General features: G+C 73.9%; 22 protein-coding genes and 1 tRNA gene. 15 read left to right on the forward strand and 8 right to left on the reverse strand.

Features of this window, described 5'->3' with window-relative positions:
• The first annotated feature begins 140 nt into the window (after window positions 1-140).
• Entirely contained in the window at window positions 141-446 is a 306-nt protein-coding gene (locus tag NP048_RS03130) for an STAS domain-containing protein (RefSeq protein WP_227578035.1), read from the forward strand.
• Complete coding sequence (locus NP048_RS03135; protein ID WP_227578036.1) at window positions 443-1,057, forward strand: ANTAR domain-containing protein; 615 nt, start codon at window positions 443-445, stop codon at window positions 1,055-1,057. Before NP048_RS03130 ends, NP048_RS03135 begins: the two co-directional genes overlap by 4 nt.
• A 92-nt stretch (window positions 1,058-1,149) precedes the next feature.
• Here the strand turns inward: NP048_RS03135 and NP048_RS03140 are convergent, their stop codons facing one another.
• The 4 genes from NP048_RS03140 to NP048_RS03155 form a co-directional block, all read right to left on the reverse strand.
• Complete coding sequence (locus NP048_RS03140) at window positions 1,150-3,972, reverse strand: fibronectin type III domain-containing protein (protein WP_227578037.1); 2,823 nt, start codon at window positions 3,970-3,972, stop codon at window positions 1,150-1,152.
• Window positions 3,973-4,180: 208 nt separating this feature from the next.
• A complete protein-coding gene (gene glpK / locus NP048_RS03145) occupies window positions 4,181-5,701 on the reverse strand; it encodes a glycerol kinase GlpK (protein ID WP_227578038.1) in 1,521 nt (506 codons plus the stop codon).
• A 41-nt stretch (window positions 5,702-5,742) separates the two neighbouring features.
• Complete coding sequence (locus NP048_RS03150; RefSeq protein WP_227578039.1) at window positions 5,743-6,480, reverse strand: MIP/aquaporin family protein; 738 nt, start codon at window positions 6,478-6,480, stop codon at window positions 5,743-5,745.
• Between the two features lie 111 nt (window positions 6,481-6,591).
• Window positions 6,592-8,403 carry a glycerol-3-phosphate dehydrogenase/oxidase gene (locus tag NP048_RS03155; protein ID WP_227578040.1) on the reverse strand — a complete coding sequence of 604 codons (1,812 nt, stop codon included), beginning with the start codon at window positions 8,401-8,403 and terminating at the stop codon, window positions 6,592-6,594.
• 175 nt (window positions 8,404-8,578) lie between these two features.
• Between NP048_RS03155 and NP048_RS03160 the strand changes: the two genes are divergently transcribed.
• Both NP048_RS03160 and NP048_RS03165 read left to right on the forward strand, forming a co-directional pair.
• Window positions 8,579-9,559: a sugar-binding transcriptional regulator gene (locus tag NP048_RS03160; protein ID WP_227578041.1), complete on the forward strand. Its 981-nt coding sequence runs from the start codon at window positions 8,579-8,581 to the stop codon at window positions 9,557-9,559.
• 47 nt (window positions 9,560-9,606) lie between these two features.
• Window positions 9,607-10,128, forward strand: coding sequence for an amino-acid N-acetyltransferase (locus NP048_RS03165; RefSeq protein ID WP_372456834.1), 522 nt, complete (start codon window positions 9,607-9,609; stop codon window positions 10,126-10,128).
• A 59-nt stretch (window positions 10,129-10,187) separates the two neighbouring features.
• On the opposite strand, the gene NP048_RS03170 is transcribed toward NP048_RS03165, so the two are convergent.
• Window positions 10,188-11,087 (reverse strand): HhH-GPD family protein, encoded by a 900-nt coding sequence (locus NP048_RS03170; protein WP_227578249.1) that lies wholly within the window; start codon window positions 11,085-11,087, stop codon window positions 10,188-10,190.
• Window positions 11,088-11,374: 287 nt separating this feature from the next.
• On the opposite strand from NP048_RS03170, the gene NP048_RS03175 reads away from it, so the two are divergent.
• Window positions 11,375-12,007, forward strand: a complete 633-nt coding sequence (locus NP048_RS03175; protein ID WP_227578043.1) for a hypothetical protein — start codon at window positions 11,375-11,377, stop codon at window positions 12,005-12,007.
• A 110-nt stretch (window positions 12,008-12,117) separates the two neighbouring features.
• Here the strand turns inward: NP048_RS03175 and disA are convergent, their stop codons facing one another.
• Together disA and radA are read right to left on the reverse strand one after the other, a co-directional pair.
• The gene (gene disA, locus NP048_RS03180) at window positions 12,118-13,194 is read right to left on the reverse strand and encodes a DNA integrity scanning diadenylate cyclase DisA (protein WP_227578044.1); all 1,077 of its coding nucleotides are present in this window, start codon (window positions 13,192-13,194) and stop codon (window positions 12,118-12,120) included.
• A gap of 44 nt (window positions 13,195-13,238) precedes the next feature.
• Window positions 13,239-14,660 carry a DNA repair protein RadA gene (radA, locus tag NP048_RS03185; protein ID WP_227578045.1) on the reverse strand — a complete coding sequence of 474 codons (1,422 nt, stop codon included), beginning with the start codon at window positions 14,658-14,660 and terminating at the stop codon, window positions 13,239-13,241.
• A gap of 122 nt (window positions 14,661-14,782) precedes the next feature.
• Here radA and NP048_RS03190 point away from each other — a divergent pair, with 122 nt between their 5' ends.
• Complete coding sequence (locus NP048_RS03190) at window positions 14,783-15,571, forward strand: hypothetical protein (protein ID WP_227578046.1); 789 nt, start codon at window positions 14,783-14,785, stop codon at window positions 15,569-15,571.
• Here NP048_RS03190 and NP048_RS03195 read toward each other — a convergent pair.
• A complete protein-coding gene (locus NP048_RS03195) occupies window positions 15,568-16,344 on the reverse strand; it encodes a response regulator transcription factor (protein WP_227578047.1) in 777 nt (258 codons plus the stop codon). The two genes, NP048_RS03190 and NP048_RS03195, sit on opposite strands and share 4 nt — an antisense overlap.
• Window positions 16,345-16,444: 100 nt before the next feature.
• On the opposite strand from NP048_RS03195, the gene NP048_RS03200 reads away from it, so the two are divergent.
• From NP048_RS03200 to NP048_RS03240, 9 genes are all read left to right on the forward strand, one after another.
• The gene (locus NP048_RS03200; protein WP_256769439.1) at window positions 16,445-17,407 is read left to right on the forward strand and encodes a phosphatase PAP2 family protein; all 963 of its coding nucleotides are present in this window, start codon (window positions 16,445-16,447) and stop codon (window positions 17,405-17,407) included.
• Window positions 17,408-17,522: 115 nt separating this feature from the next.
• Complete coding sequence (topA, locus tag NP048_RS03205) at window positions 17,523-20,255, forward strand: type I DNA topoisomerase (RefSeq protein ID WP_227578049.1); 2,733 nt, start codon at window positions 17,523-17,525, stop codon at window positions 20,253-20,255.
• 84 nt (window positions 20,256-20,339) lie between these two features.
• A complete protein-coding gene (locus tag NP048_RS03210; RefSeq protein ID WP_227578050.1) occupies window positions 20,340-21,353 on the forward strand; it encodes a Gfo/Idh/MocA family protein in 1,014 nt (337 codons plus the stop codon).
• A gap of 85 nt (window positions 21,354-21,438) precedes the next feature.
• On the forward strand, window positions 21,439-22,161 hold the full coding sequence (tmk, locus tag NP048_RS03215; RefSeq protein WP_372456841.1) for a dTMP kinase: 723 nt from the start codon (window positions 21,439-21,441) through the stop codon (window positions 22,159-22,161).
• Window positions 22,158-23,294 (forward strand): DNA polymerase III subunit delta', encoded by a 1,137-nt coding sequence (locus NP048_RS03220; RefSeq protein ID WP_227578051.1) that lies wholly within the window; start codon window positions 22,158-22,160, stop codon window positions 23,292-23,294. Before tmk ends, NP048_RS03220 begins: the two co-directional genes overlap by 4 nt.
• A 113-nt stretch (window positions 23,295-23,407) precedes the next feature.
• The gene (locus NP048_RS03225; RefSeq protein ID WP_227578052.1) at window positions 23,408-24,931 is read left to right on the forward strand and encodes an alpha/beta hydrolase; all 1,524 of its coding nucleotides are present in this window, start codon (window positions 23,408-23,410) and stop codon (window positions 24,929-24,931) included.
• A 78-nt stretch (window positions 24,932-25,009) separates the two neighbouring features.
• A tRNA-Thr gene (locus NP048_RS03230) sits at window positions 25,010-25,082 on the forward strand.
• Between the two features lie 253 nt (window positions 25,083-25,335).
• The gene (locus NP048_RS03235; protein WP_227578053.1) at window positions 25,336-25,530 is read left to right on the forward strand and encodes a hypothetical protein; all 195 of its coding nucleotides are present in this window, start codon (window positions 25,336-25,338) and stop codon (window positions 25,528-25,530) included.
• Window positions 25,531-25,582: 52 nt separating this feature from the next.
• The gene (locus tag NP048_RS03240) at window positions 25,583-26,287 is read left to right on the forward strand and encodes a LiaI-LiaF-like domain-containing protein (protein WP_227578054.1); all 705 of its coding nucleotides are present in this window, start codon (window positions 25,583-25,585) and stop codon (window positions 26,285-26,287) included.
• Window positions 26,288-26,309 lie beyond the last annotated feature (22 nt).

The raw sequence follows: 26,309 nt of genomic DNA on the forward strand, positions 1-26,309 counted from the left end.
TGCGACACGGGCGGAGTACGGGGCGTCGCCGCACAGTTGTCGGGTTCAACCCATGGCGTGAACGGCCGCCTCAGGACGTGGGGCGACATGCCGACCCGCCTGGGGGCGATGTCATGCCCGTCAGCTCCATCGCCGTCGGCATGAGTTCCACCGGTCTCCTCGTGCGTCTGCGGGGCGAGATCGATGTCTCCCTGCGCGACGAGGCCGCACGTGCGCTGGCTCAGGTCCGCGACGCCCGTGAGCCCGTCACCCTCGACCTCGCCCAGGTGCGTCTGCTCGGCGCCCCCGGCCTGGCGCTCCTCGTGCAGTGCGAGGAGGCGTGCTCGCAGCGCGGGCTGCCCTGCGTGCTGCAGAACGTGCCGCCGCATGCTGCGCGGGTCCTCGCGGCCCTCGAGCTCGCGGGTCTCCTGCGCGGCGCCGAGCCCCGCAAGTCGGTCTCGTCGTGACCCCGGGGACCGACCGCCCCTCGGGCGCGGTCGACGTCTCGCCCGCCGTGCCGGCCGTCGTGACGCTCCTGCAGAGCGCCGTCGAGCGCAGGCTCGGCCAGTGCGTCGACGTGCGCGTCGAGGCCGAGGTCCGCGGGCGGCGTCACCACCTCATGTCGACGCTCGGCGCCGCCGCGCCCGACGTCCGGTGGCCCCGCGGCTGCACGCCGGGGCCCCGTGTGGTGGTCGCGCAGCACGGCACGACGGGCGTGCTGACGAGCGTCGCCGTCCGCACGCACGACGCCGTCGACTGGTCAGGCGTGACCGGAGACGTGGGTGCGGCAGCGGTGGTCCTGGCCGGCATGGTCGCCGACCGCGTCGCGCTGGCCGACCTGCGCCAGGACATCGCCGACCTGACGGCCTCGATGCGCAGCCGCGAGGTGATCGACCAGGCGCTCGGCGTCGTGATGGCCCGGCGCTGCTGCCCGCCCGACCGGGCGCTCGAGATCCTGCGGGTGACGTCGCAGCACCGCAACGAGAAGATCAGCGCGCTCGCGGCGCGCGTCGTGGCGAGCACCGGCGGAGCGCAGCCCGAGGGGTCGCGCCCGTTCGTCCCGCGCCGGCACACGTAGACGCCGCAGCCGCTCCCGGCGGACGCCGGGAGACCGCCCGGCTGCATGACGAGGGCCGCCGCGGAGCTCCCGCGGCGGCCCTGCGTCGTGTCTCAGACCCGGTGCGCGCGGCGTGCGACGAGGACCGCGCCCGCGCCGGCGACCAGCAGCCACAGCGCCAGGAGCGCGCCCGAGCCGGCCGGTGCGCCCGTCACGGCGAGCTCGTCCGGCTCGTCCGCCGCGGCTGCCACGAGGACCCCGGCGGCGACGCTCACGAGCGTCCCGTCGGCACGCGTGCCGTTGATCTGCAGCGTGTGCCGGCCTGCGGGCACGCCTGCGGGCAGCCGCAGCCGACCGGCGAACGTGCCGTCGGCCTGGACCGTCACCGACCCGAGCAGGACGGGCGTCGAGAACAGCCAGACGTCGACGACCTCACCGGGCGCGAACCCGCCGCCGCTGACGGACACGAACCCGTCGGGGTCCACGACGACCCGGCCCGAGGCGTCCACCGGGAGCTGCGTGCCCCGCGCGTCCACGCCGCCGAGCGTCACGTCGAAGCCCTGCCCGGCGGCCGTGCGCCGTCCGTCCTGCACCCCGACGGTCACGGGCGCCGGCGCGCCACCGGCCCATGCCTGGACGACGCCCGGCTCGACCCGCGGGCGCGCGGGCGTGCCGTCGTCGCCGGGGACCGTCACGGGTGCCGCGACGGGGGTCCCGGTGGCCACCGCGCTCGCCGCACCGGCACCGACCGCGGTGACGGCCCGGACCTGGACACGGTAGGTCGTGCCGTTGACCAGTCCGGTCAGCTCGAACGGCGAGCCGTCGACCGCCGCCCACGTCCGCCCGCCGTCGAGCGTGCGCTCGTAGCGGACCACCGGCGAGCCGCCGTCCGACGCGGGAGCGGCGACGGTGACGTGCAGCCGGCGGTTGTCCGGCTGCACCCGGGTGATCGACGGTGCGGCGGGCGGGCTCACAGGTGTCGCCGTGACGGGGGCGCTCCAGGCGCCGTGACCGAGCCCGTTGACGCCACGGACCCGGAACGAGACGGGTGTCCCGTCGACCAGGGCGTCGAGCGTCGCGCGGGTGCTCGTCGTGGTGCCCGCTGACGCCCACACGGTGCCGTCGCGCGAGGTCTGCAGCTCGTACCCCGTCGGGTCTCCCGCGGGCTCGGCCCACGAGAGCGCCACCGAGCCGGAGCCGGCCTCCGCGACGAGCACGGGCGCCCCCGGGACGTCGGCGTCCGACAGGTGCAGGGGGAAGCTCGACGTCCCGACGAGCACGTGGCGCGCATCGGCGGCCTGCGCCGTGACGAGGACGTCCCCGGTGAGCGCGTGCGTCCCCGCCGCGACCGGCACACCGTCGACCAGGTACGCGACCCCGGTGACCTGCGGGATCGTGACCCGGTCGAGCACTGTCCCCGGCTGGTCCACGACCGTCGGCGCGAGCGCGCTCACGTGCGTGATGTCGGTGAACGTGTGGGTGAACCGGGTGGCGCCGGTCAGGCCGTACCCGGTGGTGGCGGCGGCATCGACGGTGACCGTGCCGGTGGCGGGGTAGGTGCCGGGGGCCACGGCCTCGCCGTCGACGGAGTACTGCACGCCGGTGACCGACGGGATCGTGTAGGTGTCCTCGTCCGTGCCTGATGCGTCGGTCCACGTCGGCTCGACGGCGGTGACCTGCCGGATATCGGTGAACGTGTGGGTGAACCGGGTGGCGCCGGTCAGGTCGTACCCGGTGGTGGCGGCGGCGTCGACGGTGACCGTGCCGGTGGCGGGGTAGGTGCCGGGGGCCACGACGTCGCCGTCGACGGAGTACCGCACGCCGGTGACCGACGGGATCGTGTAGGTGTCCTCGTCGGTGCCCCACGTGTCGGTCCACGTCGGCTCGGTGGCGGTGACCTGGGCGATGTCGGAGAACACGAGCGTGAACTGCGACGGGCCGGACACGGCGTAGCCGGCCTGTGCCTGCGCGGTCACGACGACGGTCCCGGTGCCCGGGTAGGTGCCCGCCGCGACCGGCGTGCCACCGACGGAGTACGTGATGCCCTCGGAGGCGGGGACCGTGTACGTGTCCCCGGCGGTGCCGGACACGTCCACCTGGGTCGGTGCCGCCGCGGAGACGAGGATCTCCGTGGGGTTCGACGTCGCCCCGGGCCGGCAGTCGTCGGCGGGGTCGTCGACCGTCCCGAGGCGCAGGTGGTCGATCATCACGGCGGAGTCGAGTTCCGCGTCGCCCTGGTCGAGGATGCTGAAGAAGAGCTTCTGCTGCGTGCCGCCGGTCAGCGGCACCTGGGCCGTGAGCTTCGGGGTCGCGCCGTTGAAGACCGTGCCCACGGCCTCCGCGGTGGCGGAACTCCCGTCGAACAGCCCCGAGTTGACGCTGATGAAGCGACCCGCGCTGTCGAACGCGAAGTTGTCGGGCGCGTTGATCGTGCCGCCGGTGACCGACCACGTGGTCGCACCCGCCTCGGCGATGAACACGTCGTTGTAGCCACCCCCGACGAAATCGGGGAACTCGTCGGAGAGGAACCGGAACGTGACCCCGAGCAGGCAGTTCGCTCCCTGTGGGACGTTCAGCGTGAGCTCGAGGGTGGTCACGTCGAAGGCACCGCCCCGCGTGGCGGAGGACGAGTACCCGGTCGACGCCTCGAAGCCCTGACCTGCGCTGGTGAGCTCGGTGGCGTCGCCGGTCGACAGCACCGCGTACGTCCCCCCGGCGCGGCTCGGGAACCCTGCCACCGAGTCCGTGCGCACCGCGCTCGCGCTGTCGCTCGGCGTGGTGATCGTCGACCCCGTGAGGTGGGCCGCGGCGGCCGGGGTGAGGATCGCGGACGCCAGGTTGCTCGCCGACGCGGCGGCCGCGGGCGCGGCGCTCCAGATCGTCCCTGCGACGAGGGCGACCGCCGCTGTCGTCGCCACTGGCTTGCGCACGCGCATGGCGGGTGCCTCCCGTTTCTGGGCGCGACCATGTCGGGCGCCATCGTCAACTCATCGGCGCTCTGACCTGGGACTTGAGCCCGCGGCCGGGACTTGGGTCCCACGGGTCCGGGTTACGGGGGTACGCCCTGGCGTCGCCCGGCGCCAGACACGCGCGGGGCCGGGGTGCGGTGTGCACCCCGGCCCCGCGCACGGCGGTCGTCCGCGCCTACCTCACGTCGTCGTCGACCCAGTCGAACGACTTCGTGACGGCCTTCTTCCACAGCCGGTACTGCCGGTCGCGCTCGTCGGCGTCCATCGCCGGCTCCCAGCGCTTGTCCTCCGCCCAGTTGTCGATGACGTCCTGCTCGCCGGACCAGTAGCCGACAGCGATGCCCGCCGCGTACGCCGCGCCCAGTGCCGTGGTCTCGGGGACCTTCGGGCGCACGACCGGGACGCCGAGGATGTCGGCCTGGAACTGCATGAGCGCCTCGTTGGCGACCATGCCGCCGTCGACCTTGAGCTCGGTGAGGTCGACGCCGGAGTCGGCGTTCATGGCGTCGAGGACCTCCCGCGTCTGGAAGGCCGTGGCCTCCAGCGCGGCCCGTGCGATGTGCTCCTTGGTCACGTACCGCGTCAGCCCGACGATCGCGCCGCGGGCGTCGGCCCGCCAGTAGGGCGCGAACAACCCGGAGAACGCGGGCACGAAGTACACGCCACCGTTGTCCTCGACGGCACCCGCCAGCCGCTCGACCTCCGGCGCCGACGAGATGATCCCCAGGTTGTCGCGCAACCACTGCACGAGCGAGCCGGTGACCGCGATCGAGCCCTCCAGCGCGTACACGGTGTCGCGGTCGCCGATCTTGTAGCAGACGGTCGTGAGCAGGCCGTTCTGGGAGGCGACGGGCTCGGTGCCGGTGTTGATGAGCATGAAGTTGCCCGTGCCGTACGTGTTCTTCGCCTGTCCGACCTCGAAGCACGCCTGCCCGAACGTCGCGGCCTGCTGGTCGCCCAGGATCCCCGCGATCGGCACGCCCGGCAGCAGACCGCCCCTGCGTCCCTCGCCGTAGACCTCGGACGACGAGCGGATCTCCGGCAGCATCGAGACAGGGATGCCCATCTCGCCCGCGATCTCCTCGTTCCACGTGAGCGAGTCGATGTTCATGAGCATCGTGCGGGACGCGTTCGTCGGGTCCGTGACGTGGATCCCGCCGCGGGTGCCGCCCGTCATGTTCCACAGGATCCAGGAGTCGGTGTTGCCGAACGCGAGCCGACCCGCCTCGGCCTTCTCCCGCGCGCCCTCGACGTTGTCGAGGATCCAGCGGATCTTGGGGCCGGAGAAGTACGTGGCCAGCGGCAGGCCGACGCGGTCCTTGTACCGCTCGGTGCCGCCGCCCAGGGCTGCGAGCTCGTCGCAGATCTTCTGCGTGCGGGTGTCCTGCCAGACGATCGCGTTGTAGACCGGCTCACCGGTCTCGCGGTCCCACACGACCGCCGTCTCGCGCTGGTTGGTGATGCCGACGGCGGCCATCTCCTCGTGCGTGAGGCTCGCGCGGCCCAGCGCCTGGCCGACCACCTCGCGGGTGTTGGTCCAGATCTCCTTCGCGTCGTGCTCGACCCACCCGGCCTTCGGGAAGATCTGCTCGTGCTCCTTCTGCCCCACGGACACGACCTGGCCGCCGTGGTCGAAGATCATCGCGCGGGTGGACGTCGTGCCCTGGTCGATCGCCATCACGAACGTGTCGGTCATGCGTCTGCCTCTTCTCGGGACGGTTCAGGGGATGGGGGCGGTCAGCCGATGTACACGCCGGCGGCGAGCCCGGCGAGCACGCCGCCGACCAGCGGTCCGGCGATCGGGACCCACGAGTAGCCCCAGTCGGACGAGCCCTTGCCCTTGATGGGCAGCAGGGCGTGCGCGATGCGGGGGCCGAGGTCACGGGCCGGGTTGATGGCGTACCCCGTCGGGCCACCGAGGCTCGCGCCGATGCCGACGACGAGCAGCGCGACGGCCAGGGGACCGACCTCCGCGGGCGTCTCGCCGAACGCCAGGACGATGAAGACGAGCACGAACGTCGCGACGACCTCCGTGAGGAAGTTCCAGCCGTAGGAGCGCAGCTCCGGGCCGGTCGAGAAGACGCCCAGCTTGGTGGCGGGGTCGGCATCCTCGTCGAAGTGCTTCTTGTAGACGAGGAACGCCAGGAGCGCACCGACCGCGGCACCGAGCATCTGCGCGACGACGTACAGGAACCCGTTGACCGCCGTGACCTCGATCCCCGGGGCGAACTCCTCGGCGCCCGACGCCCAGATGCCGATCGTCACCGCGGGGTTGATGTGGGCACCGGACTTGAACGACGCGTAGACGCCCGCGAACACCGCGAGGCCCCACCCGAAGTTGATGAGCAGCCAGCCGCCGCCGAACCCCTTGGTACGCGGCAGGATGACGTTGGCCACCACACCGGCACCCAGCAGGATGAGGATCGCGGTGCCGATCGCCTCGGACCAGAACGCATCACCGATCGTGTAGTCCACTTCAGACCTCTCTCGTCGACGTCGTTGTCGCTAGGTCACCGCCGGGTGGAGCCGTCGCCGCGAGGCGGCGCCCGGGGGTGCGGAACGGCGGCGGTCCGCACCCCCGGGTGCTCAGGTACCGGCGGGTCCCGACGAGCCCCGGCCGGCCGGCGACCCGGGCTTGGTGCCGGGGTCCACGTCGGTGCCCAGCGGCAGCAGGGGAGCGACGTCCGCTGCACGCAGGCGCACGCGCTCCGCGGCGGCGTCGTCCGGCTCCGCGGCGGCGGCGGCCTCGGCCTCGGCCCGGGCGCGGTAGGCCTCGATCTCGCGGCGCCGCGTCGCGTCGTCCCAGCCCAGGACGGGTGCGACGAGGTCCGCGATCTCCTCGAGCGCGCCCGTCCCCTTGTCGGCCTGCTCGTAGTTCAGGCGCGTCCGGTGCATGAGGACGTCGTCGAGGTGCAGGGCGCCCTCGTGGCTCACGGCGTAGACGACCTCCGCACCGATGTACGCCGGGGCGTGCTCCAGCGGCTGCGCGAGCTCGGGACGCTCGTCGCACAGGTCGGTCAGCTCCTGCAGGAGCGAGCCGTACCGGTGCAGCAGGTGGTCGAGGCGCGGCCGGTCCCAGCCGTAGCGGGCGCCGGTCGCCCGCGCCTGGCGCTGCACGACCCGCAGGCCCTCGGCGCCGACCAGCGGCACGTCATGGGTGATCGACGGCAGCGTCGTGGCGCGCGACCCGAGCGCGAAGTCGACCGCGTCCTTCGCCATCACCCGGTACGTCGTGAGCTTGCCCCCCGCGACGACCGTCAGCCCGGGCGTGGGCGAGGCCACCGTGTGCTCGCGCGACACCTTCGCCGACGACGTCCCCTCCTTCGTCCCGGGCTGCAGCAGGGGCCGCAGGCCCGCCCACGTCCCGATGACGTCGTCCCGCGTGATCGGGCGCGACAGCACCTGGTTCGCGTGGTCGATGACGTAGTCGATGTCCGCGCTGGTGGCGACGGGGTGCGTGAGCTCCTGCTCCCACGGGGTGTCGGTCGTGCCGATCACCCAGTAGCGGGACCACGGGATGATGAACAGGACCGACTTCTCGGTCTGCAGGATCAGCCCGGTGTTGCCCTCGATCCGGGCCCGGGGCACCACGATGTGGATGCCCTTGGACGCCAGCACGCGCAGCCCGCCCTCGCTGCCCGCGAGGGACTCGGTCTCCTCGGTCCACACGCCGGTCGCGTTGATGACGTGCCGCGCGCGCACGTCGATCCGGTCGCCGGTCTCGAGGTCGACGACCTCGGCGCCGGTGACCGCACCGCCCGTCGTCGTCTGCAGACCGACGACCTGCGTGCGTGACGCGGCGTGCGCGCCGTAGCTGACGGCCGTGCGCACCAGGGTCCCGACGAGGCGCGCGTCGTCGACGCTCGCGTCCCAGTACCGCACGGCGCCGATCGCAGCGTCGTGCCGCAGGTCGGGGAACAGCCGTTCCATGCCCTTGCGGGTCAGGTGGCGGTGGATGGGCATCGCGCGACGGGTGCCGGACATCGAGGCGAGGGTGTCGTACAGCGCGACGCCCGCACCGACGTACGCCCGCTCCCACACGCGGTTCTCGAGCGGGTACAGGAAGCTCACGGGCTTGACCAGGTGCGGCGCGAGGCGCGTGATGAGCAGGTCGCGCTCGGTGAGCGCCTCGCGGACCAGGTGGAAGTCCAGCATCTGCAGGTACCGCAGGCCACCGTGGACGAGCTTGCTCGACCGGCTGGACGTGCCCGAGGACCAGTCCTGCCCCTCGACGATCGCGGTGGACAGCCCGCGGGTGACCGCGTCGAGCGCGATCCCCGCACCCGTGACACCGCCACCCACGACGAGCACGTCGAGCTCCTGGCCCCGCTCGGAGCTGCGGCGCAGAGCCTCCAGCGACTCCTGCCGGGCCTGGGCCGTCAGCGGTGCGGTCCTCATGTGGCGGTCCTTCCGTGGAACCCGTCGATTCGTGGTCGCGGTCCGGCGGCAGGGGCGCCCTCGCCCCCCGGGTGCGTCGCGCTATCGTCATCACGTCCAGAACGGACGCGCAACTTGGATGCACAAACGTGCACGGGTTGACGTTTCCTTGGGGCTGACGAGAGGCGGCGTTGGGGTGCTCGTGGAGCGGGAGCAGGACGTGCTGCGTGCGGCCTCCATGTACTACCTCCAGGACCTCAAGATGGAGGTGATCGCCCGGCACCTCGGGACGTCCCGGTCCACCGTCTCCCGGCTGCTGCGGCACGCCCGCGACACGGGCCTCGTCGAGATCACGCTTCGCCCGTCGAGCACACGCGCCCCCGGGCTGGGCCGCTCGATCTCCTCGACGTTCGGCATCGACACGTACGTCGTCCCCGTGCCCGACTCCGCCGGGTCCGTCGAGCGGCTCGATCAGGTCGCGATGACCGCGGCACGCCTCATCGGGTCCTGGTTCGACTCCGACATGGTCATGGGCGTGGCCTGGGGCACGACGATCGCCGCGGTCTCCCGCTACCTCGCGCCCAAGCCGACGCGCGGCTCCGCCGTCGTCCAGCTCAACGGTGCCGCCAACATGCGCACGTCCGGCGTCGAGTACGCCGCCGACCTCATCTCGTCGTTCGGCAGCGCGTTCGACGCCGCCGTGCACCACTTCTCCGTGCCCGCGTTCTTCGACTACCCCGACACCAAGGACGCCATGTGGCGCGAGCGGTCCGTGCGGCGGGTGCTCGACATGCAGCGGCGCGCCGACCTCGCGGTCTTCTCCGTCGGTGCCGTCGCCGGTGCCGTGCCCTCGCACGTGTACTCCGCGGGCTACCTCGACGAGAGCGACGTGCGCCGCCTGCACGACGACGGCGTCGTGGGTGACGTGTGCACCGTCTTCCTGCGCGCCGACGGGTCCTGGGCCGACGTGTCGCTCAACGGCCGCGCCACCGGCCCCACGCCCGCGCAGCTCGAGCGCGTCCCCCGGCGCGTGTGCGTCGTCGCCGGTGACAACAAGGTCGCGCCGCTCCTCGCGGCACTGCGCGCCCGCGTGGTGACGGACCTCGTCGTCGACGAGGTGACGGCGACCGCGCTCGTCGAGGTCGTCGGCACCCGCACGTCTGCGCGCCCTCGCTGACCCGCGGGCGGCGGTGCGTGCGGGCCGGGCCGGTGCGTGCGTAGGTTGTGCGCGTGAGCACCCCCGCCGCGGTCGAGGTCGCACCCGCACTGCCTGCCGACGTCCGCGCGATCCGCCGGCTCGTCGAGCCGTACGCCCAGGAGCGGATCCTGCTCGCCAAGGAGTGGGTCGGGTACTACGAGGCGGTCCAGGAGTTCCTCGTGGCGCGGCCCGCGGGCGGCGGTGACGCGGTCGGGTGCGGCGCCCTGCACGTCATGTGGGAGGACCTGGCCGAGATCCGCACCCTCGCGGTCGCCCCCGAGGTGCGCGGGCGGGCCGTCGGGCACCTGCTCGTCGACGGGCTGCTCGACCGGGCGCGCCGCCTCGGGCTGCGCCGCGTGTTCTGCCTGACGTTCGAGGTGGACTTCTTCGCACGGCACGGCTTCCGCGAGATCGACGGCACACCCGTCCCGCCCGAGGTCTACGCCGAGCTGCTGCGGTCCCACGACGACGGCGTCGCCGAGTTCCTCGACCTGGCCCGCGTGAAGCCCAACACGCTGGGGAACACCCGCATGCTCCTCGAGCTCTGACGCCCGGCACCTCCCACCGGGCGCGGTACCCGGTCGCGGCCAGTGGGGGCGTGCCCGCGTCAGTGGGGGAGGCGGTACGTCGCCGCGTCCGGGTCCGGGTCGGCGCCCGCCGCGTCCTCGCGCACGACGAGGCCGTCCGCGACGAGCGCGTCCAGGCAGCGCGCGAGCTGCGCGCTGTCCGGCCAGACGGCGGCGACCGCGTCGTGGGGGACCGGCCCCAGCGCCTCGCGCAGCAGCGCCATCACGCGCCCCCGCGCCTGACGGTCCGTGCCCGTCCACGCCTGCGCGCGACGCCGATGCGCGTACACGTCCGCGGGTCGCCCCGCCGCGAGCCAGCGGCAGCGGTCCGCCACGGGACACACGTCGCACCGCGGCGCGCGCGCCGTGCAGACCAGCGCGCCGAGCTCCATCGACGCGCCCGACCAGCGGGCGGCCGCGGTGTCGTCGTCCGGCACCCACGCGGCGGCGAGCCGTCTCTCCGCGACCGTCTGCGACGGCGCCGGCAGGGCCTCGCCAGCGGAGAGCCGCGCGAGGACGCGCCGCACGTTGGTGTCGAGCACCACGGAGCGTCGGCCGAACGCGAACGCCCGCACCGCCGCCGCCGTGTACGTGCCGACGCCCGGCAGGGCGAGCAGCGCGGCCTCGTCGTCGGGCAGGTCGCCCCCGTGCCGCTCGACGACGACGCGCGCGCACTCCTGCAGCCGCAGCGCACGCCGCGGGTACCCGAGCCGGTCCCACGCGCGCAGCACGTCGGCGGTGGGCGCGGTCGCGAGGTCCGCCGGCGTCGGCCACCGGCCCATCCACGCGCGCCACGCGGGCTCCACGCGCACCACAGGCGTCTGCTGCAGCATCACCTCGCTGACCAGCACGCCCCACGGGGTCCGGTCCGCTGCCCGCCACGGGAGGTCCCGCGCGTGGTCGTCGAACCAGGCGACGACGTCCTGGCGGGCACCGGCCACTGCGTCCGACGTCCCGCCGGCCTCGTGCCGCGCGCGGGCGTCACCGGACGCGGGCGTGGGCCGGGAGGCGGAGCGCGTGGTGGGCACGCCCCATCGTGCCGTCGCCGGTCACGGGGGCCAACTCGGTGTCGGCGACGGCGAGCCGGCGGTGCGCGGCGCACGTGCTGCGCACCGCCCCTCGGGGCGGCACGCAGTGCGCGGGCGCGTCGTGCGTCGCGTGCTCGGTGTCGGCCTCGTACCGTGGTGCGCGCGCCGGGCACCCGGCCACGCCCACCCGGAGGTCCCGCATGAACGACCGGACGCCCCCGGCGGGCCGCGGACCCCGGCCCGCACGACCGGCGCCGCCGCCGCGGCCGCCCGTGCACGTGTTCTGGATCCGACGGTTCGTCGTCCTCGGTCTGCCGCTGCTCCTGATCATCGCGCTCGTGGTCTGGTGGTCCGGCCGTGGGGCCGACGCCGCGCCGCAGGACGCACCCACCGTGGCCGCGGCGCCGACCCCGACGCCGACGCCGACGGCGGAGGCCGGCGTCCCCGACTGCGCCCCGACGCAGCTCGCGCTCGCGGTCACGCCGACCGCGGAGACGTTCCCCGCCGGGGTCGAGCCCACCTTCGAGGTCACGGTCACCAACTCGGGGCCGGAGCCCTGCCTCGTCGACGCCGGGGACGCCCAGCGCGAGGTCGTCATCACCTCGGGCCAGGACCGCGTGTGGTCCAGCGTCGACTGCGTCCCGGCGGATGCGGACGCGCGCACGCTGCTGCTGGCGGGCGAGCAGGCCGACGCCACGCAGCTGGTCTGGCCCCGGGTGCGGTCGGCACCCGGCTGCGCCGGGGACCTGCCCACGCCGGGCGCCGGGACCTACTCGGTCACCGTCACGGTCGGCGGTGCGGCGTCACCTCCCGCGGTCTTCGGCCTGGGCTGAGGACGGAGCCGCGTTGCTGTCTGGCGGACGTCGGTCAGACGTACCGCCGGTCAGACGTACCGCCGGTCAGACGTACCGCCTGTCAGACGTACCGCCGGTCAGACCTGCCGTCAGACGTACCGCTCCAGGATGCTCGACTCCGCGAGACGCGACAGGCCCTCGCGCACCGAGCGCGCGCGCTGCTCGCCGACGCCCTCGACGGTCATGAGGTCGTCGATCGTCGCGGCCAGCAGCTTCTGCAGCCCACCGAAGTGCCCGACGAGCCGGTCCACGACCGGGCCCGGCAGGCGCGGCACCTTCGAGAGCAGGCGGTAGCCGCGGGGTCCGACGGCCGCGTCGAGCTCCTCACCGCCGCCGGGCAGGCCGAGCACACGTGCGATGTGCGCGATGTCGAGCAGCTGGGTGGAGTCGAGCTCTCCCAGCGCGTCGGGAACGGCCTCGACCGCGCGTCGTGACGTGTCGACGTAGTCGCGGATGACGAGCTCGCGCTCCGTGCCGACCCCGCCGACGAGCTCGTCGAGCTGGAGGGTCAGCAGGCGGCCGTCCGTGCCGAGCTCGACGACGTAGCCGGCGATCTCGTCGGAGATCCGGCGCACCATCTCCAGGCGCTGCACGACCGCGGACACGTCACGCACCGTGACGAGGTCCTCGATCTCGAGGGCGGACAGCGTGCCGCTGACCTCGTCGAGACGTGCCTTGTAGCGCTCGAGCGTCGCGAGCGCCTGGTTGGCGCGCGACAGGATCGTCGTGGAGTCCTCGAGGACGTACCGCTGCTCGCCGACGTACAGCGCGACGATCCGCATGGACGCGGACACCGAGATCACCGGTAGGCCCGTCTGCTTGGCGACGCGCTCGGCGGTGCGGTGCCGGGTGCCGGACTCCGTCGTCTGGATCGAGGGGTCGGGCAGCAGCTGCACGGCGGCCCGGACGATGCGGTCGCGGACGGGGTCGATGACGACGGCGCCGTCCATCTTCGCGAGCTCGCGCAGGCGGGTGGCGGAGAACTCGACGTCGAGGACGAACCCGCCGGAGCACAACGACTCGACGGTGGCGTCCATCCCGAGCACGATGAGCGCGCCTGTCCGACCCCGCAGGATCCGCTCGAGGCCGTCGCGCAGCGCGGATCCGGGCGCGACGGCGAAGAGCGTCGACCTCAGCAGGTCATCGTGATGGTGCGGATGGGGCACTGACGAATCGTATCGGTGGCGCGCGGCGTTGTCCGAGCCGCCACTCACGCGTCGCCCGACGGGGCGAGGCCCGCCAGGACGGCGGCCGCCAGGTCGGGGGCCTCGACGACCCGCAGACCGTCGGGCACCGTCACCTCGTCCAGCGTGCCGGCCGGCACGACCGCGCGCGTGCAGCCGAGGCGCGCCGCCTCGGCCAGGCGCCGGCCTACGCCCGGGACCGGACGGATCTCCCCGGCGAGCCCCACCTCGCCGACGGCGACCAGCCCGGCGTGGACGGCGACGTTCTCGCGGCCGCTGACGGCGGCGAGCGCCAGCGCGAGGTCGGCGGCGGGCTCGACGACGCGCGCGCCGCCGACCGTCGAGACGTAGACGTCCTGGTCGGCGAGGCGCGCGCCGAGCCGGCGCTGCAGGACCGCCAGCACCATCGCGAGCCTGCTGCCGTCCACGCCGCTGGTCGTCCGGCGGGGGTTGGGCACGACGCTCGGGGCCACGAGGGCCTGCACCTCGGCTGCCAGCGGTCGCCGGCCCTCGAGGGTCACGGTGAGGCAGGTACCCGGCACGTCGCTCACGAGGCGCGAGGTGAAGAGCCCCGACGGGTCGGCCAGCCCCACGATGCCGTGCTCCGACAGGTCGAAGCAGCCGACCTCGTCCGTGGGCCCGTACCGGTTCTTGGTGGCGCGCAGCAGCCGCAGCCGCGAGTGCCGCTCGCCCTCGAACTGGCAGACGACGTCGACGAGGTGCTCGAGCGTCCGCGGCCCCGCGACGGACCCGTCCTTGGTGACGTGCCCGACGAGCACGACGGGCAGCGCCCGGGACTTCGCGGCGGTGATCAGCGCAGCCGTCACCTCCCGCACCTGCGAGACGCCGCCGGGCGTCCCCTCCACCTGAGCGGACGTGAAGGTCTGCACCGAGTCGAGCACCAGCAGGTCCGGGTCGACGCTCTCGATGTGGCCGAGCACCGTGCCGAGGTCCGTCTCCGCGGCCAGCAGGAGCGTCGGCGCGAGCGCGTGGATGCGGCCCGCGCGCAGCCGGACCTGCGCGGCCGACTCCTCGCCGGTCACGTACAGCACGCGCCTGCCGGTGCGGGCGGCGCGTGCGGCCACGTCCAGCAGCAGCGTCGACTTGCCGACGCCCGGCTCGCCCGCCAGCAGCACGACGGCCCCGGGCACGAGCCCGCCGCCCAGCACGCGGTCGAGCTCGTCCACGCCGGTCGGGCGGGCGGCTGCCGCGGCGACGTCGATGTCCTCGATGGGACGCGCCGGGTTACGTGTGGGGGCGACCGCGACCGTCCGCGGACCGCCGGACCCCGGCCCCGCGTCCTCGACGACGCAGCCCCACTCCTGGCACTCGCCGCACCGGCCGACCCACTTGCTCGTCGTCCAGCCGCACTCGGTGCAGCGGAAGCCGGGACGTTCGGTGGGTCGCTCGCCCCCGGCGCGGGGGCGGCGTGTCGTCGTCTGGCTCACGTCCCGCACGGTACGTGCCGCCACCGACAACCCGCGCCGTGCCGCCCCGGCGGGTGGTCGCTCGGTAGGCTGCCCGGTGGTCCGGCAGCGGCCGGCCGTACGACACGAGGGGGATGCCCACCATGAGCGACCTGGGACGACCCGGCGAGCCCGAGCAGCGGCCCGAGGCCACCGGACCGACGCACCGACCCGCGGTGACCCCGCACGGCGTGCCCGGACCCGTCGCGAACGGTGCACCCGAGCCGGTCGACACCGACGTCGCGCAGCGCGAGGGGAACGACGGCGGTCGGCCCGCGTGGCTCGTGCCCGTGGCGATCGGCGTGGCCGCCGTGGTGCTCGTGGGCGTCGTGGTCGGGGTCCTCGTCGGCCGTGGCGCGGATGACGACGCCGCGCCGGCACCCGCCGCGTCGACCGTCCTGCTCCCGCCCCCGACGCCGGGCGTCGAACCCGCTGCCCGGGCGGCGACGAGCGCCTTCGCGACGGCGCTGCCGACCACGGTCCTGCAGTACGCGCTCGAGTCCTCGCAGGACGACGCCGAGCTGATCGGCGCGGGGGCCCTCGAGGCGTACACCGAGACGTTCACCGACGGGGACGGCGGCACGCTCACCGTGCGTGCGGCGCAGCTCGAGACGCCGCAGGAGGCCACCGCGCTGCTGGAGCAGATCGTCTCGACGCTGCCCGCCGCGGCGCCGGACACCGGCGCCCCCACGTCGACGGAGTCCGCCGACATCGACGTGGACCTGCCGCAGACCGGTGACGTCGTGGTCGGCGGCCAGCCGGTCGGCACGTTCACGGTGGTCGACGCGGGCGACGGCACAGGCGTCGCGGTGTGGCAGAACGGCACGGGCGTGTTCCAGCTGACGGCCCCGCTCGCGGACGTGCTCGACGCCTACCTCGCGTACGGCCTCTAGCGCGCCGGCGTGCCGGCGGCTGCGGCCGCCGGCCGCAGCACGTACCCGACGCCCCGCACCGTGTGCAGCATCGGCTCGCGGCCCTTGTCGATCTTGCGGCGCAGGTACGACACGTACAGCTCGACGATGTTCGCCTGCCCCCCGAAGTCGTACTGCCACACCCGGTCGAGGATCTGCGGCTTGCTCAGCGCGCGGCGCGGGTTGCGCATGAGGTACCGCAGCAGCTTGAACTCGGTGGCGGTGAGGCGGACGGCGTCGTCGCCCCGCCACACCTCGTGGCTGTCCTCGTCCATCCGCAGGTCCCCGACGACGAGCACCGCGTCCGCGCGCTGCTCGACGACTCCTGCGCGCCTTGCCACGCCGCGCAGCCGCGCGACGACCTCCTCGACGCCGAACGGCTTGACCACGTAGTCGTCGTCGCCCGTGGTGAGGCCGGCCGCGGCGCCCGCGACCTCGTCGCGCCCCGTCAGGAGCAGGACGGGCACGTGCGGTTGCGCCGCGCGCAGACGGCGCAGCACGTCCTGGGCGGACAGGTCCGGCAGGGTCGTGTCGAGCAGCACGACGTCCGGGGCCGACGTGCGGGCCTGGTCGATCGCGGCTCGTCCCGACCGCGCGTGCGTGGCGTGCCAGCCCTCGTGACGCAGCGCCATGCACAACAGCTCGCCGAGCTTCGCCCCGTCGTCGACGACGAGGACCCGCAAGGGGCTGCCGTCGGGGCGGGTGAGGGGCGCGGGTCGGCGCGACGTGGGCCGGGCCGGTGCTGTCGTCGACATGCGAGCATGCTGGCCACGCGTCCTGGGCCGCCCCTGGGGCGAGCCTGTGAGTCGACTGGGAACGGCCCGGGGTGCTCCGCCGGTGCCCTACCGTGTGACGGTGCACGAGGGCCCCTCCGTCCCGGTCGACCCGGGTCCGCCCGCGCCGCGCCGAGCGCGTGCGCGGGTTGGTGTCGTGCTCGTCTGCGCAGCCGTGGCCGTCGCCTGCGCCGTCGGCGTGGTGCTCCTGTGGCGCGTGTTCGTCGAGACGTGGGCAGGGCAGCGCGTCGAGGACGCCGCGCTCGACGGTGCGGCGATCGGGCAGGGCCACCTCTGGCGCATCGCCTCGCCGCTCCTCGACGTCGTGTCCGTGGGGTTCGTCGCAGGAGGGCTGCTCACGGCGGCGGCCGTGGCGCTGGTGCGGCGCAGGCTGTCCCTCGCGGTGCAGGTCGCGGTCCTCGTCGGCGGCGCCAACCTCACCACCAGGATCTGCAAGGAGTGGGTCTTCGAGCGGCCGCTGCTCGGCGTCGGCGCGGACTACGGCAACACGCTGCCGAGCGGTCACACGACGGCGGCGGGATCCGTGGCCGCCGCGCTCCTGCTCGTCGCCCCGCCCCGCGCACGTCCGCTGGTCGCGGTGCTCGGCGTCGGTTACACCGCCCTGACGGGCATCTCGACGCTCGTCGGGCAGTGGCACCGGCCGTCCGACGTCGTCGCCGCCACGCTCGTCGTGCTGGGCTGGACTGCGCTCGTGTGCGGTGCCATGGCGGCGCGCCGCGGCTCGACCGCGACGGCCACGGCCGCGCTGCGTCGCGTCGACCCGGCGGACAGGTCGTGGGTCCGTACGCGGCGGACGGCGCTCGCGATGGCCGTCGTGGGTGTGGCATCCGGGGTCGCGGCGGGCGCCCTGCTGGCGCGCACCTGGGCCTACCGTGCCGGCACGGCGGGCCGCGAGGGCGAGCTCCTGGCTTACGGTGGGGGTGTCGCGAGCGTCGTCGCGGCGTGCAGCCTGACCTTCGCCCTCATGCTCCTGCTGCGGCACGCGGCCGGTTCCCGGGACGAGACGCCGTCCGCGTCGGGTTGACGCCAGGACGTAGAGTCCCCTCGGAAGTGGGGTCCAAGCCGTCGTGGGCCGCCGCGCTCGCCACGACGTCGTCGTCACACACATCCCACAGCCCACGGCACGGAAGGCCGGTCAGATGTCTGCAGGTCGCAAGCTCGTCATCGTGGAGTCCCCCGCGAAGGCGCGCACGATCGCCGGGTACCTCGGCGAGGGTTATGACGTGGAGGCGTCCGTCGGGCACATCCGCGACCTCCCACAGCCCTCCGAGCTGCCCGCGGACATGAAGAAGGGTCCGTACGGCAAGTTCGCGGTCGACGTGGAGAACGGGTTCGTCCCGTACTACGTCGTCGACGCGGACAAGAAGAAGAAGGTCGCCGAGCTCAAGAAGCTCCTCAAGGAGTCCGACGAGCTCTACCTCGCCACCGATGAGGACCGCGAGGGCGAGGCCATCGCGTGGCACCTGCTGGCCGAGCTGAAGCCGAAGATCCCCGTCAAGCGCATGGTGTTCCACGAGATCACGCGCGAGGCGATCGCCCGCGCGCTGGAGAACACCCGTGAGCTCGACGAGCGGCTGGTGGACGCGCAGGAGACCCGCCGCATCCTCGACCGGCTGTACGGCTACGAGGTCAGCCCGGTGCTGTGGCGCAAGGTCCGCCAGGGCCTGTCGGCGGGTCGCGTGCAGTCCGTCGCGACGCGGCTCGTCGTCGAGCGCGAGCGCGAGCGCATGGCGTTCGTCGCCGCCGACTACTGGGACGTCACGGGCACGTTCGCCGTGGCGGATGCCGCCGAGCCGAAGTTCTCGGCGCGCCTGACGGGCGTCGGTGGCGCGCGCGTCGCCAGCGGCCGGGACTTCGACGACCGGGGCGCGCTGAAGACGCGCGACGCCGTGACGCTCGACGAGGCGCGCGCGAACGCGCTCGTCGCAGGGCTCGAGGGCGCCGCGTTCGCGGTGCAGTCGCTCGAGACCAAGCCCTACACGCGTCGGCCCGCCGCACCGTTCACGACGTCGACGCTCCAGCAGGAGGCGTCCCGCAAGCTGCGCATGAGCTCGCGGCAGGCCATGCGGACGGCGCAGTCGCTGTACGAGAACGGCTACATCACCTACATGCGGACCGACTCGCCCGCGCTGTCGACGCAGGCGATCGACGCCGCGCGCCGCCAGGTCGCCGAGCTGTACGGGTCGGAGTACGTGCCCGACAAGCCGCGTCTGTACACGTCGAAGGCCAAGGGCGCGCAGGAGGCCCACGAGGCCATCCGGCCCGCGGGTGACCACTTCCGCACCCCGGCCCAGGTCGCGCGCGAGCTGTCCGGCGACCAGTTCAAGCTGTACGAGCTGATCTGGAAGCGCACGGTCGCCTCGCAGATGGCCGACGCGCGCGGGCAGACCGCGTCCGTGCGTCTCGCGGCCACCGCGACGACGCCGGACGGGCCGGTGGAGACCGTGTTCTCCGCGTCCGGCACGGTCATCACGTTCCGCGGCTTCCTCGCCGCGTACGAGGAGGGGCGCGACCGCGGCCGCTACGACGAGGCGGAGGGCGGGGCCGCGGCCGGTGCGTCCGACGACGCGCGTCTGCCGCAGATGGCCCAGGGCGACCCGGTGACGGGCACCGACCTGACCGCCGACGGCCACCGTACGTCCCCGCCGCCGCGCTTCACCGAGGCGTCCCTCGTCAAGGCGCTCGAGGAGCGCGGCATCGGCCGCCCCTCGACGTACGCCGCGACCATCGGCGTCATCCAGGACCGCGGGTACGTCACCAGCCGCGGGCAGGCGCTCGTTCCGACGTGGCTCGCGTTCGCGGTGACCCGGCTGCTCGAGGAGAACTTCGACCGGCTCGTGGACTACAACTTCACGGCCGGCATGGAGGAGAGCCTCGACGCCATCGCCGCAGGTCAGAAGGGCCGCGTCGACTGGCTGACCGAGTTCTACTTCGGTGACCGGTCCGACTCGCTGGAGACCGGCGGCCTGCGCGGTCTCGTCGACAACCTCGGCGAGATCGACGCGCGCGAGGTCAACTCGATCGACATCGGCGACGGCATCACGCTGCGCGTCGGGCGCTACGGGCCGTACCTCGAGGCGCCGGGGGAGGGCCCGGACGACGAGCCGCGTCGCTCGTCGGTCCCCGAGGACATGGCACCGGACGAGCTGACGGTCGAGAAGGCGCGCGAGCTCCTGGAGACCATGCCCGACGGCGACAAGGTGCTCGGCACCGACCCGACGACGGGGACGCAGATCGTCGCGCGCAACGGCCGGTACGGCCCGTACGTCACCGAGGTGCTGCCGGAGCCCGAGCTCGACCCGGGGCTGTCCGCCGCGGCGCGCAAGAAGGCGCTGGCGGCCGCGCCGAAGCCGCGGACGGGCTCGCTCTTCAAGTCGATGTCGTTGTCCACGATCACCCTCGACGACGCGCTGCGGCTGCTCTCGCTGCCGCGGGTGGTCGGGGTCGACCCCGAGTCGGGCGCAGAGATCACCGCGCAGAACGGCCGCTACGGCCCGTACCTGAAGAAGGGCACGGACTCGCGGACCCTCGCGTCGGAGGAGCAGCTGTTCGACATCACGCTCGCCGAGGCGCTCGCGATCTACGCGCAGCCCAAGCGTGGCCGTGGTCAGACCGCGACGCCGCCGCTGCGTGAGCTCGGTGCCGACCCGACGAGCGGCAAGCCGATCGTCGTCAAGGACGGCCGCTTCGGTGCGTACGTGACCGACGGGGAGACGAACCGCACCCTCCCGCGCGACGTCACCCCGGAGTCGATCACGCCGGAGCAGGCCGTCGAGCTCCTGGCCGAGAAGCGCGCCGCCGGGCCGGCCAAGAAGCGCACGCCGGCCCGCAAGCCGGCCACGACCCGCAAGAAGGCCCCGGCCAAGCGCTGACGCCCTGGCACCACGAGACGCCCGTCGGTGTGCCGCGCGGGGCGCGGTCCGCCGGGTGCCGCCCGCGGGCGCTAGGTTGGCGCCATGGCACGCACCGAGGACCCCCGCACCGCCCCGCCGATCCGCTGGGGCATCATCGGCGCTGGCGGCATCGCCAGCCAGTTCGCCAACTCCGTGCGTGAGTTCACGCGCGCGCAGCTCGTGGCGGTCGGCTCGCGTCACCGCGACCGTGCCGAGCGGTTCGCCACCGCGCACGGCATCCCGACGACGCACGTGGGCTACCGCGACCTCGTCGAGGACCCGCAGGTCGACGTCGTGTACGTCGCGACCCCGCACTCCGAGCACCGTGAGCACGCGCTGCTCGCGATCGCGGCCGGCAAGCACGTGCTGGTCGAGAAGGCGTTCGCGCGCAACACGGCGGAGGCGCGGGAGGTGCTCGACGCGGCACGTGCGGCCGGCGTCTTCGTCATGGAGGCGATGTGGACGCGGTTCCTGCCGCACGTCGCCGCGCTGCACCAGGTGATCGACTCGGGCGAGATCGGCGAGATCGTCAACATCCGCGCCGACCACGGCCACCACTTCCCGTTCGACCCGACGAGCCGCCTGTACGACCCCGCGCTCGCGGGCGGCGCGCTGCTGGACCTGGGCGTCTACCCGGTGTCGTGGGCGCACGACTTCCTGGGCGTCCCGGCCGGTGTGCACGCGTTCGGCCAGCTCACCGAGACGGGCGTCGACGGGCAGGTGTCGATGATCCTCGACTACGGCAACGGCACGCAGGCGACCCTCAACACGACGCTGTGGTCCAGGACGCCGACGACGTCGTCGATCTCGGGTACCGAGGGGTACATCCGCGTCGCGGGACCGTTCTACGGCCCCACGTCGTTCCGCCTGGAGCGGCGCGACGGACGGCAGTGGACGTTCGATCTGCCGGCCGCGCGCGGTCTGCAGTACGAGGCCGCGGAGGTCGCTCGGCGCGTCGCCGCCGGGGACACCGAGAGCCCGCTGATGACGTGGCAGGGCACGCTCGACGTCATGACGACGCTGGACGAGATCCGTCGGCAGGTCGGGGTCGTCTACCCGGGGGAGCAGCCCGCCTGACGTCGCGCGGTGCCGACGTGTCAGCCGCGGCGGTTAGCCTGACGCCGTGAGCACCGACCCCGCGTCCGTCGTCCCGGGGCCCGTCATCGACGTGGTCGCCGATCAGGGGCCGGCCGGCCTGTTCGTGTCCTTCGAGGGCGGTGACGGCGTCGGCAAGTCCACGCAGGTCGCACTCCTGGGGCGGCACCTCGCCGCCCTGGGGCGCGAGGTCGTCGTGACGCGTGAGCCCGGCGGCACCCCGCTGGGGGTCGAGCTGCGGCGCGCGGTGCTGCACGGCGAGGACCTCGACCCCCGCACGGAGGCCCTGCTGTACGCGGCCGACCGCGCGCACCACGTCGCGTCGCTCGTGCGGCCGGCGCTGGAGCGCGGCGCGGTGGTGCTGACCGACCGCTACCTCGACTCCTCGGTCGCCTACCAGGGCACGGGCCGCGGGCTGGGCGCGGACGAGGTGGAGCGGCTCTCGCTGTGGGCGGTGCAGGGGCTCCTGCCGCACCTGACCGTCCTGCTCGACCTGGACCCCGCCGTGGGGCTGGCCCGGCTCACGGGTGACCCGGACCGGCTGGAGTCGGCGGGCGACGAGTTCCACCGGCGCACGCGTGAGGCGTTCTGGGCCCGCGCCGCCGCGGAGCCGCACCGGTGGCTCGTCGTCGACGCGTCGCAGCCCGCCGAGGACGTCGCGGCGCAGGTCCGTGCGCGCCTCGCGCCGCTGCTCGCGGCACCTGCCGCGGTACCTGCCCCGGCACCCGCCCCCCCGACCGCGGAGCGGTCCGTCGGGACGCCCGCCGTGCCGACGGGTGGTGCGGCATGAGCGTGTGGGACGACCTCGTCGGGCAGGAGCCTGCCGTCGCGGTGCTGCGTCGGGCGGTCGAGGACCCGTCGGCGATGACCCACGCGTGGCTGCTCACCGGGCCGCCCGGGTCGGGCCGGTCCAACGCGGCACGCGCGTTCGCGGCGGCCCTGCAGTGCGTGGCCGGAGGCTGCGGCACGTGCCACGCGTGCACCACCGTGCTGTCCGGGGCGCACCCGGACGTCACGCTCGTCGCGACCGAGGGCGTCTTCATCCGCGTCGACACCACGCGCCCGCTCGTGGAGCTCGCGCAGCGTTCGCCGTCGCAGGGCCGTTGGCGGGTCATCGTCGTCGAGGACGCCGACCGGTTCAACGACCAGAGTGCCAACGTGCTGCTCAAGGCCATCGAGGAGCCCCCGCCGCGCACGGTGTGGTTGCTGTGCGCACCGGGCCCCGAGGACGTCCTGGTGACCATCCGTTCGCGCAGCAGGGCCGTGGGCCTGCGCGTGCCGCCCGTCGACGCCGTCGCGGAGCTGCTCGTGCGGCGCGACGGCGCCGACCCGCGCACCGCACTGGTCGCCGCACGCGCCGCCCAGAGCCACATCGGGATCGCACGACGCCTCGCGCGCGACCCGCTGGCACGTGAGCGGCGCGCGGCGGTGCTCTCGCTCGCGTCGCGCGTGCGGGGAGTCGGCGACGCGGTGCTCGCGGCGGGCGACCTCGTCGAGACCGCGCAGGCGGACGCGAAGGCGGCGACGGAGGAGCGGGACGCCGCCGAGCGCAACGAGCTGCTGCGCGGCATGGGGGCCGAGGCGGCGAACACCCTGCCGCCGTCGCTCCGTGCGCAGGTCCGGCAGCTCGAGGAGGAGCAGAAGCGCCGTGCGACGCGCGCGCAGCGCGACGTGCTCGACCGCGCGATGGTCGACCTGCTCTCGCTGTACCGGGACGTGCTCGTCGTGCAGCTCGATGCCGGTGTCGACCTCGTCAACGTCGAGCAGGAGGACGCCGTCCGCGCGCTCGCCGCCGGGAGCACCCCGGAGCAGACGCTGCGCCGTATGGACGCCGTCGGACAGGCACGCACGCGGCTGGCCGGCAACGTGGCCCCTCTCCTGGCCGTCGAGGCGATGGCGATCGCCCTGCGGCCGCAGGGCTGACGCGTCGCGCACGCCCCCGGGGGTGGTGCGCCGTCGCAGATGCGGCGCAGGCCGGTTGCGCGCACGACCGGGTCGTGCCCGGACGTGCCGTCGCGGACCACTACCGTAGGAGCATGCCGACGCGACCTTCCCTGCGCCGGTGCGCCCTCGTCGCGCTCGTCGCCCTCGGTCTGACCGGATGCGTCGCGCCGAAGCACCAGGCCTCGTCCCCGACCTCCGGCGCGTCGGCGTCCAGCACGTCCGACCCCGCCCTCGCCCGGTTCTACGACCAGGTCCTGGAGTGGACGACCTGCGGCGACGAGCAGTGCGCCGACGCGACGGTGCCCCTCGACTGGGAGGAGCCCGGTGGCGAGACGATCACGATCGCCCTGCGACGCGCGCCGGCGTCCAGTGGGTCACCCGTCGGATCGCTGCTGGTCAACCCGGGCGGGCCGGGCCGTTCCGCGATCGACACGATCGGCTTCTTTCGCCAGATCGTGTCGCGCGACGTGCTCGCGGCGTACGACCTGGTCGCCTTCGACCCGCGCGGCGTGCAGCACTCGTCGCCCGTCACGTGCGTGGACCCGGCCGAGCTCGACGAGCTCGCGGCGTGGGTGCCGGACTGGTCGACCGACGAGGGCATCGCCGAGGCCGTCGCCCGCAACGGTGAGTTCGGTGAGGCGTGCCTGGACCGCACCGGTCCGTTGCTGGGCCACGTCGACACGCGCAGCGCGGCCCGCGACATGGACGTGCTCCGCGCGGCGCTCGGTGACGAGGCACTGACGTTCCTCGGGTTCTCGTACGGGACCGAGCTGGGCGCGACGTACGCGGCACTGTTCCCGGAGCGCGTCGGCCGGTTCGTCCTCGACGGGGCACTGGACCCGACGCTGGACTCGGGCCAGGTCGCAGCCGGCCAGGCCGCGGGGTTCGAGAGCGCGCTGCGGGCCTACGTGACCGACTGCCAGGCCGCGGCGACGTGCCCGCTCGACGGTGACGTCGACGCCGGGCTCGCGCAGATCGAGCGCCTGTTCGACCGGACGCAGGCCAACCCACTGCCGACGGGAACGGACCGTGAGCTCACGTCGTCGCTCGCGTTCAGCGGTGTGGCGGCGGCGCTGTACGCGCAGTCGAGCTGGCCCCTGCTCACGCAGGCGCTGACCAAGGCGATCGACGCCGGCGACGGCTCGGTGCTGCTGCAGCTCGCCGACAGCTACTACGGGCGTGCGGCGGACGGCACGTACGCGTCGAACCAGAACGAGGCGTTCTCCGCGATCCTGTGCCTCGACGACCGGCCGTCGGCAGACCCCGACGACATGCGCGCGGACGCCGCCGAGGTGACGGCCGTCGCCCCGACGGTCGGGCAGTTCTTCTCCTACGGCGGTGCGTCGTGCGCGCAGTGGCCGGTGCCGGCCGTCGGCTCGCTGGAGTCCTACGCCGCGGAGGGCGCCGCGCCGATACTCGTCGTCGGCACCACCAACGACCCGGCGACGCCGTACGCGTGGGCGCAGTCGCTCTCGGAGCTGCTCTCGTCCGCGGTGCTGCTCACCTACGAGGGCGAGGGGCACACCGCGTACGGCCGCTCCAACCGGTGCGTGAAGGACGCGGTGGACACGTACCTGCTGACCGGCGAGCCCCCGGCCGACGGCACGACCTGCTGACTTTGGACTCGGGGCGCGCGCCGGGTACAGTGGGCGCGCTCGCTGATCGACCGCGGTTCTCCGCGCCCCGACGGTGATGCCGCCTTAGCTCAGTCGGCAGAGCGTCTCACTCGTAATGAGAAGGTCTGGGGTTCGATTCCCCAAGGCGGCTCGTCCACGAAGGCCCCGTCACCAGCGGAAACGCGGGTGCGGGGCCTTCGTCATGTCCCCGTGGCAGGTGCGTTCCGCGTGCGACGACGCCGATCCCACCCCGGCGACCTCGCCGACGCCCGCGAGGTCGCCCGACGAGGCCTCACCCGCACCGACGTCCACGGACCGAGGTCCCTGGTCCGGGCCCCGCGGTACTCCTAACCTGCGATGACGGCCCCAATGGCGGGGCATGGCGTCTCGGCAAGGAGGCCGACATGCGGGTTCGTCCGTACCACTCCGCGCGCAGCACCGCGGCGCACGTCTACCACGAGGACGACGACTGCCCGGCAGGGCGGAACCTCGCCTGGTTCGACAAGGTCGAGGGCAGCGAGGACTGCGAGCCGTGCCCGCAGTGCGTACGGACGGTGACGTCCTGCCTCGACCACCCCGCCACGGCGACGGTGTCGTAGCCGGCCCGTGCGCCTGCTGAGGACCCGTCGGGTACCCCGCTAGGTTGATCGCATGGAGTCTCGGCGCTCGTACGGTCAGGTGCTGGTGGGGGTGCTCGTCGTTCTCGCCGGGGTGGTCCTGCTGCTCGAGCGCACCGGCGTCGTCGAGGTCGACCTGGGGACCGTCGCCGCCACCTTGTGGCCGCTGCTCGTCGTGCTCGTAGGCGTGACGTCGCTGCTGCTGGTGCCGCGTGCGTGGTTCGGGCCCGCGGTGATCACGGCCTCCGGTGTCGTGCTGCTGCTCGACCGGCTCGACGTGCTCGACGTGAGCCTGTGGGAATACCTGTGGCCGGTCGCGGTCATCCTCATCGGGCTCGGCATCACCTTCGGGGCTGCCGCGCGCAACGAGCGGGAGGACCACGTCACGGCGATCGCGTTCTGGTGGGGCACGGAGCGGCGCACCCGCACGCAGCAGTTCCGTTCCGCGAGCCTCACCGCGATCATGGGCGGCATCGAGCTCGACCTGCGCGATGCCGACATCCAGGGGTCGGCCCGCATCGACGTCTTCACGTTCTGGGGCGGCGTCGACATCAAGGTGCCGCGCACGTGGGAGGTCCGCACCACGGGCCTGCCGCTGCTCGGCGGCTGGGAGAACAAGGCCGAGCTGCCCGTGGGCGGGGGACCCGTGCTCGACGTCCGCATCGTCGCGATCATGGCCGGCGCCGAGGTGCGCAACGGCAAGCAGAGGGTCGAGCGCGGCATCCAGGACGCGCGCTGACGGACCGACGTCCTGACGGCGC

The organism is Cellulomonas xiejunii, from assembly GCF_024508315.1.
In the GTDB taxonomy this organism is placed as follows: domain Bacteria; phylum Actinomycetota; class Actinomycetes; order Actinomycetales; family Cellulomonadaceae; genus Cellulomonas; species Cellulomonas xiejunii.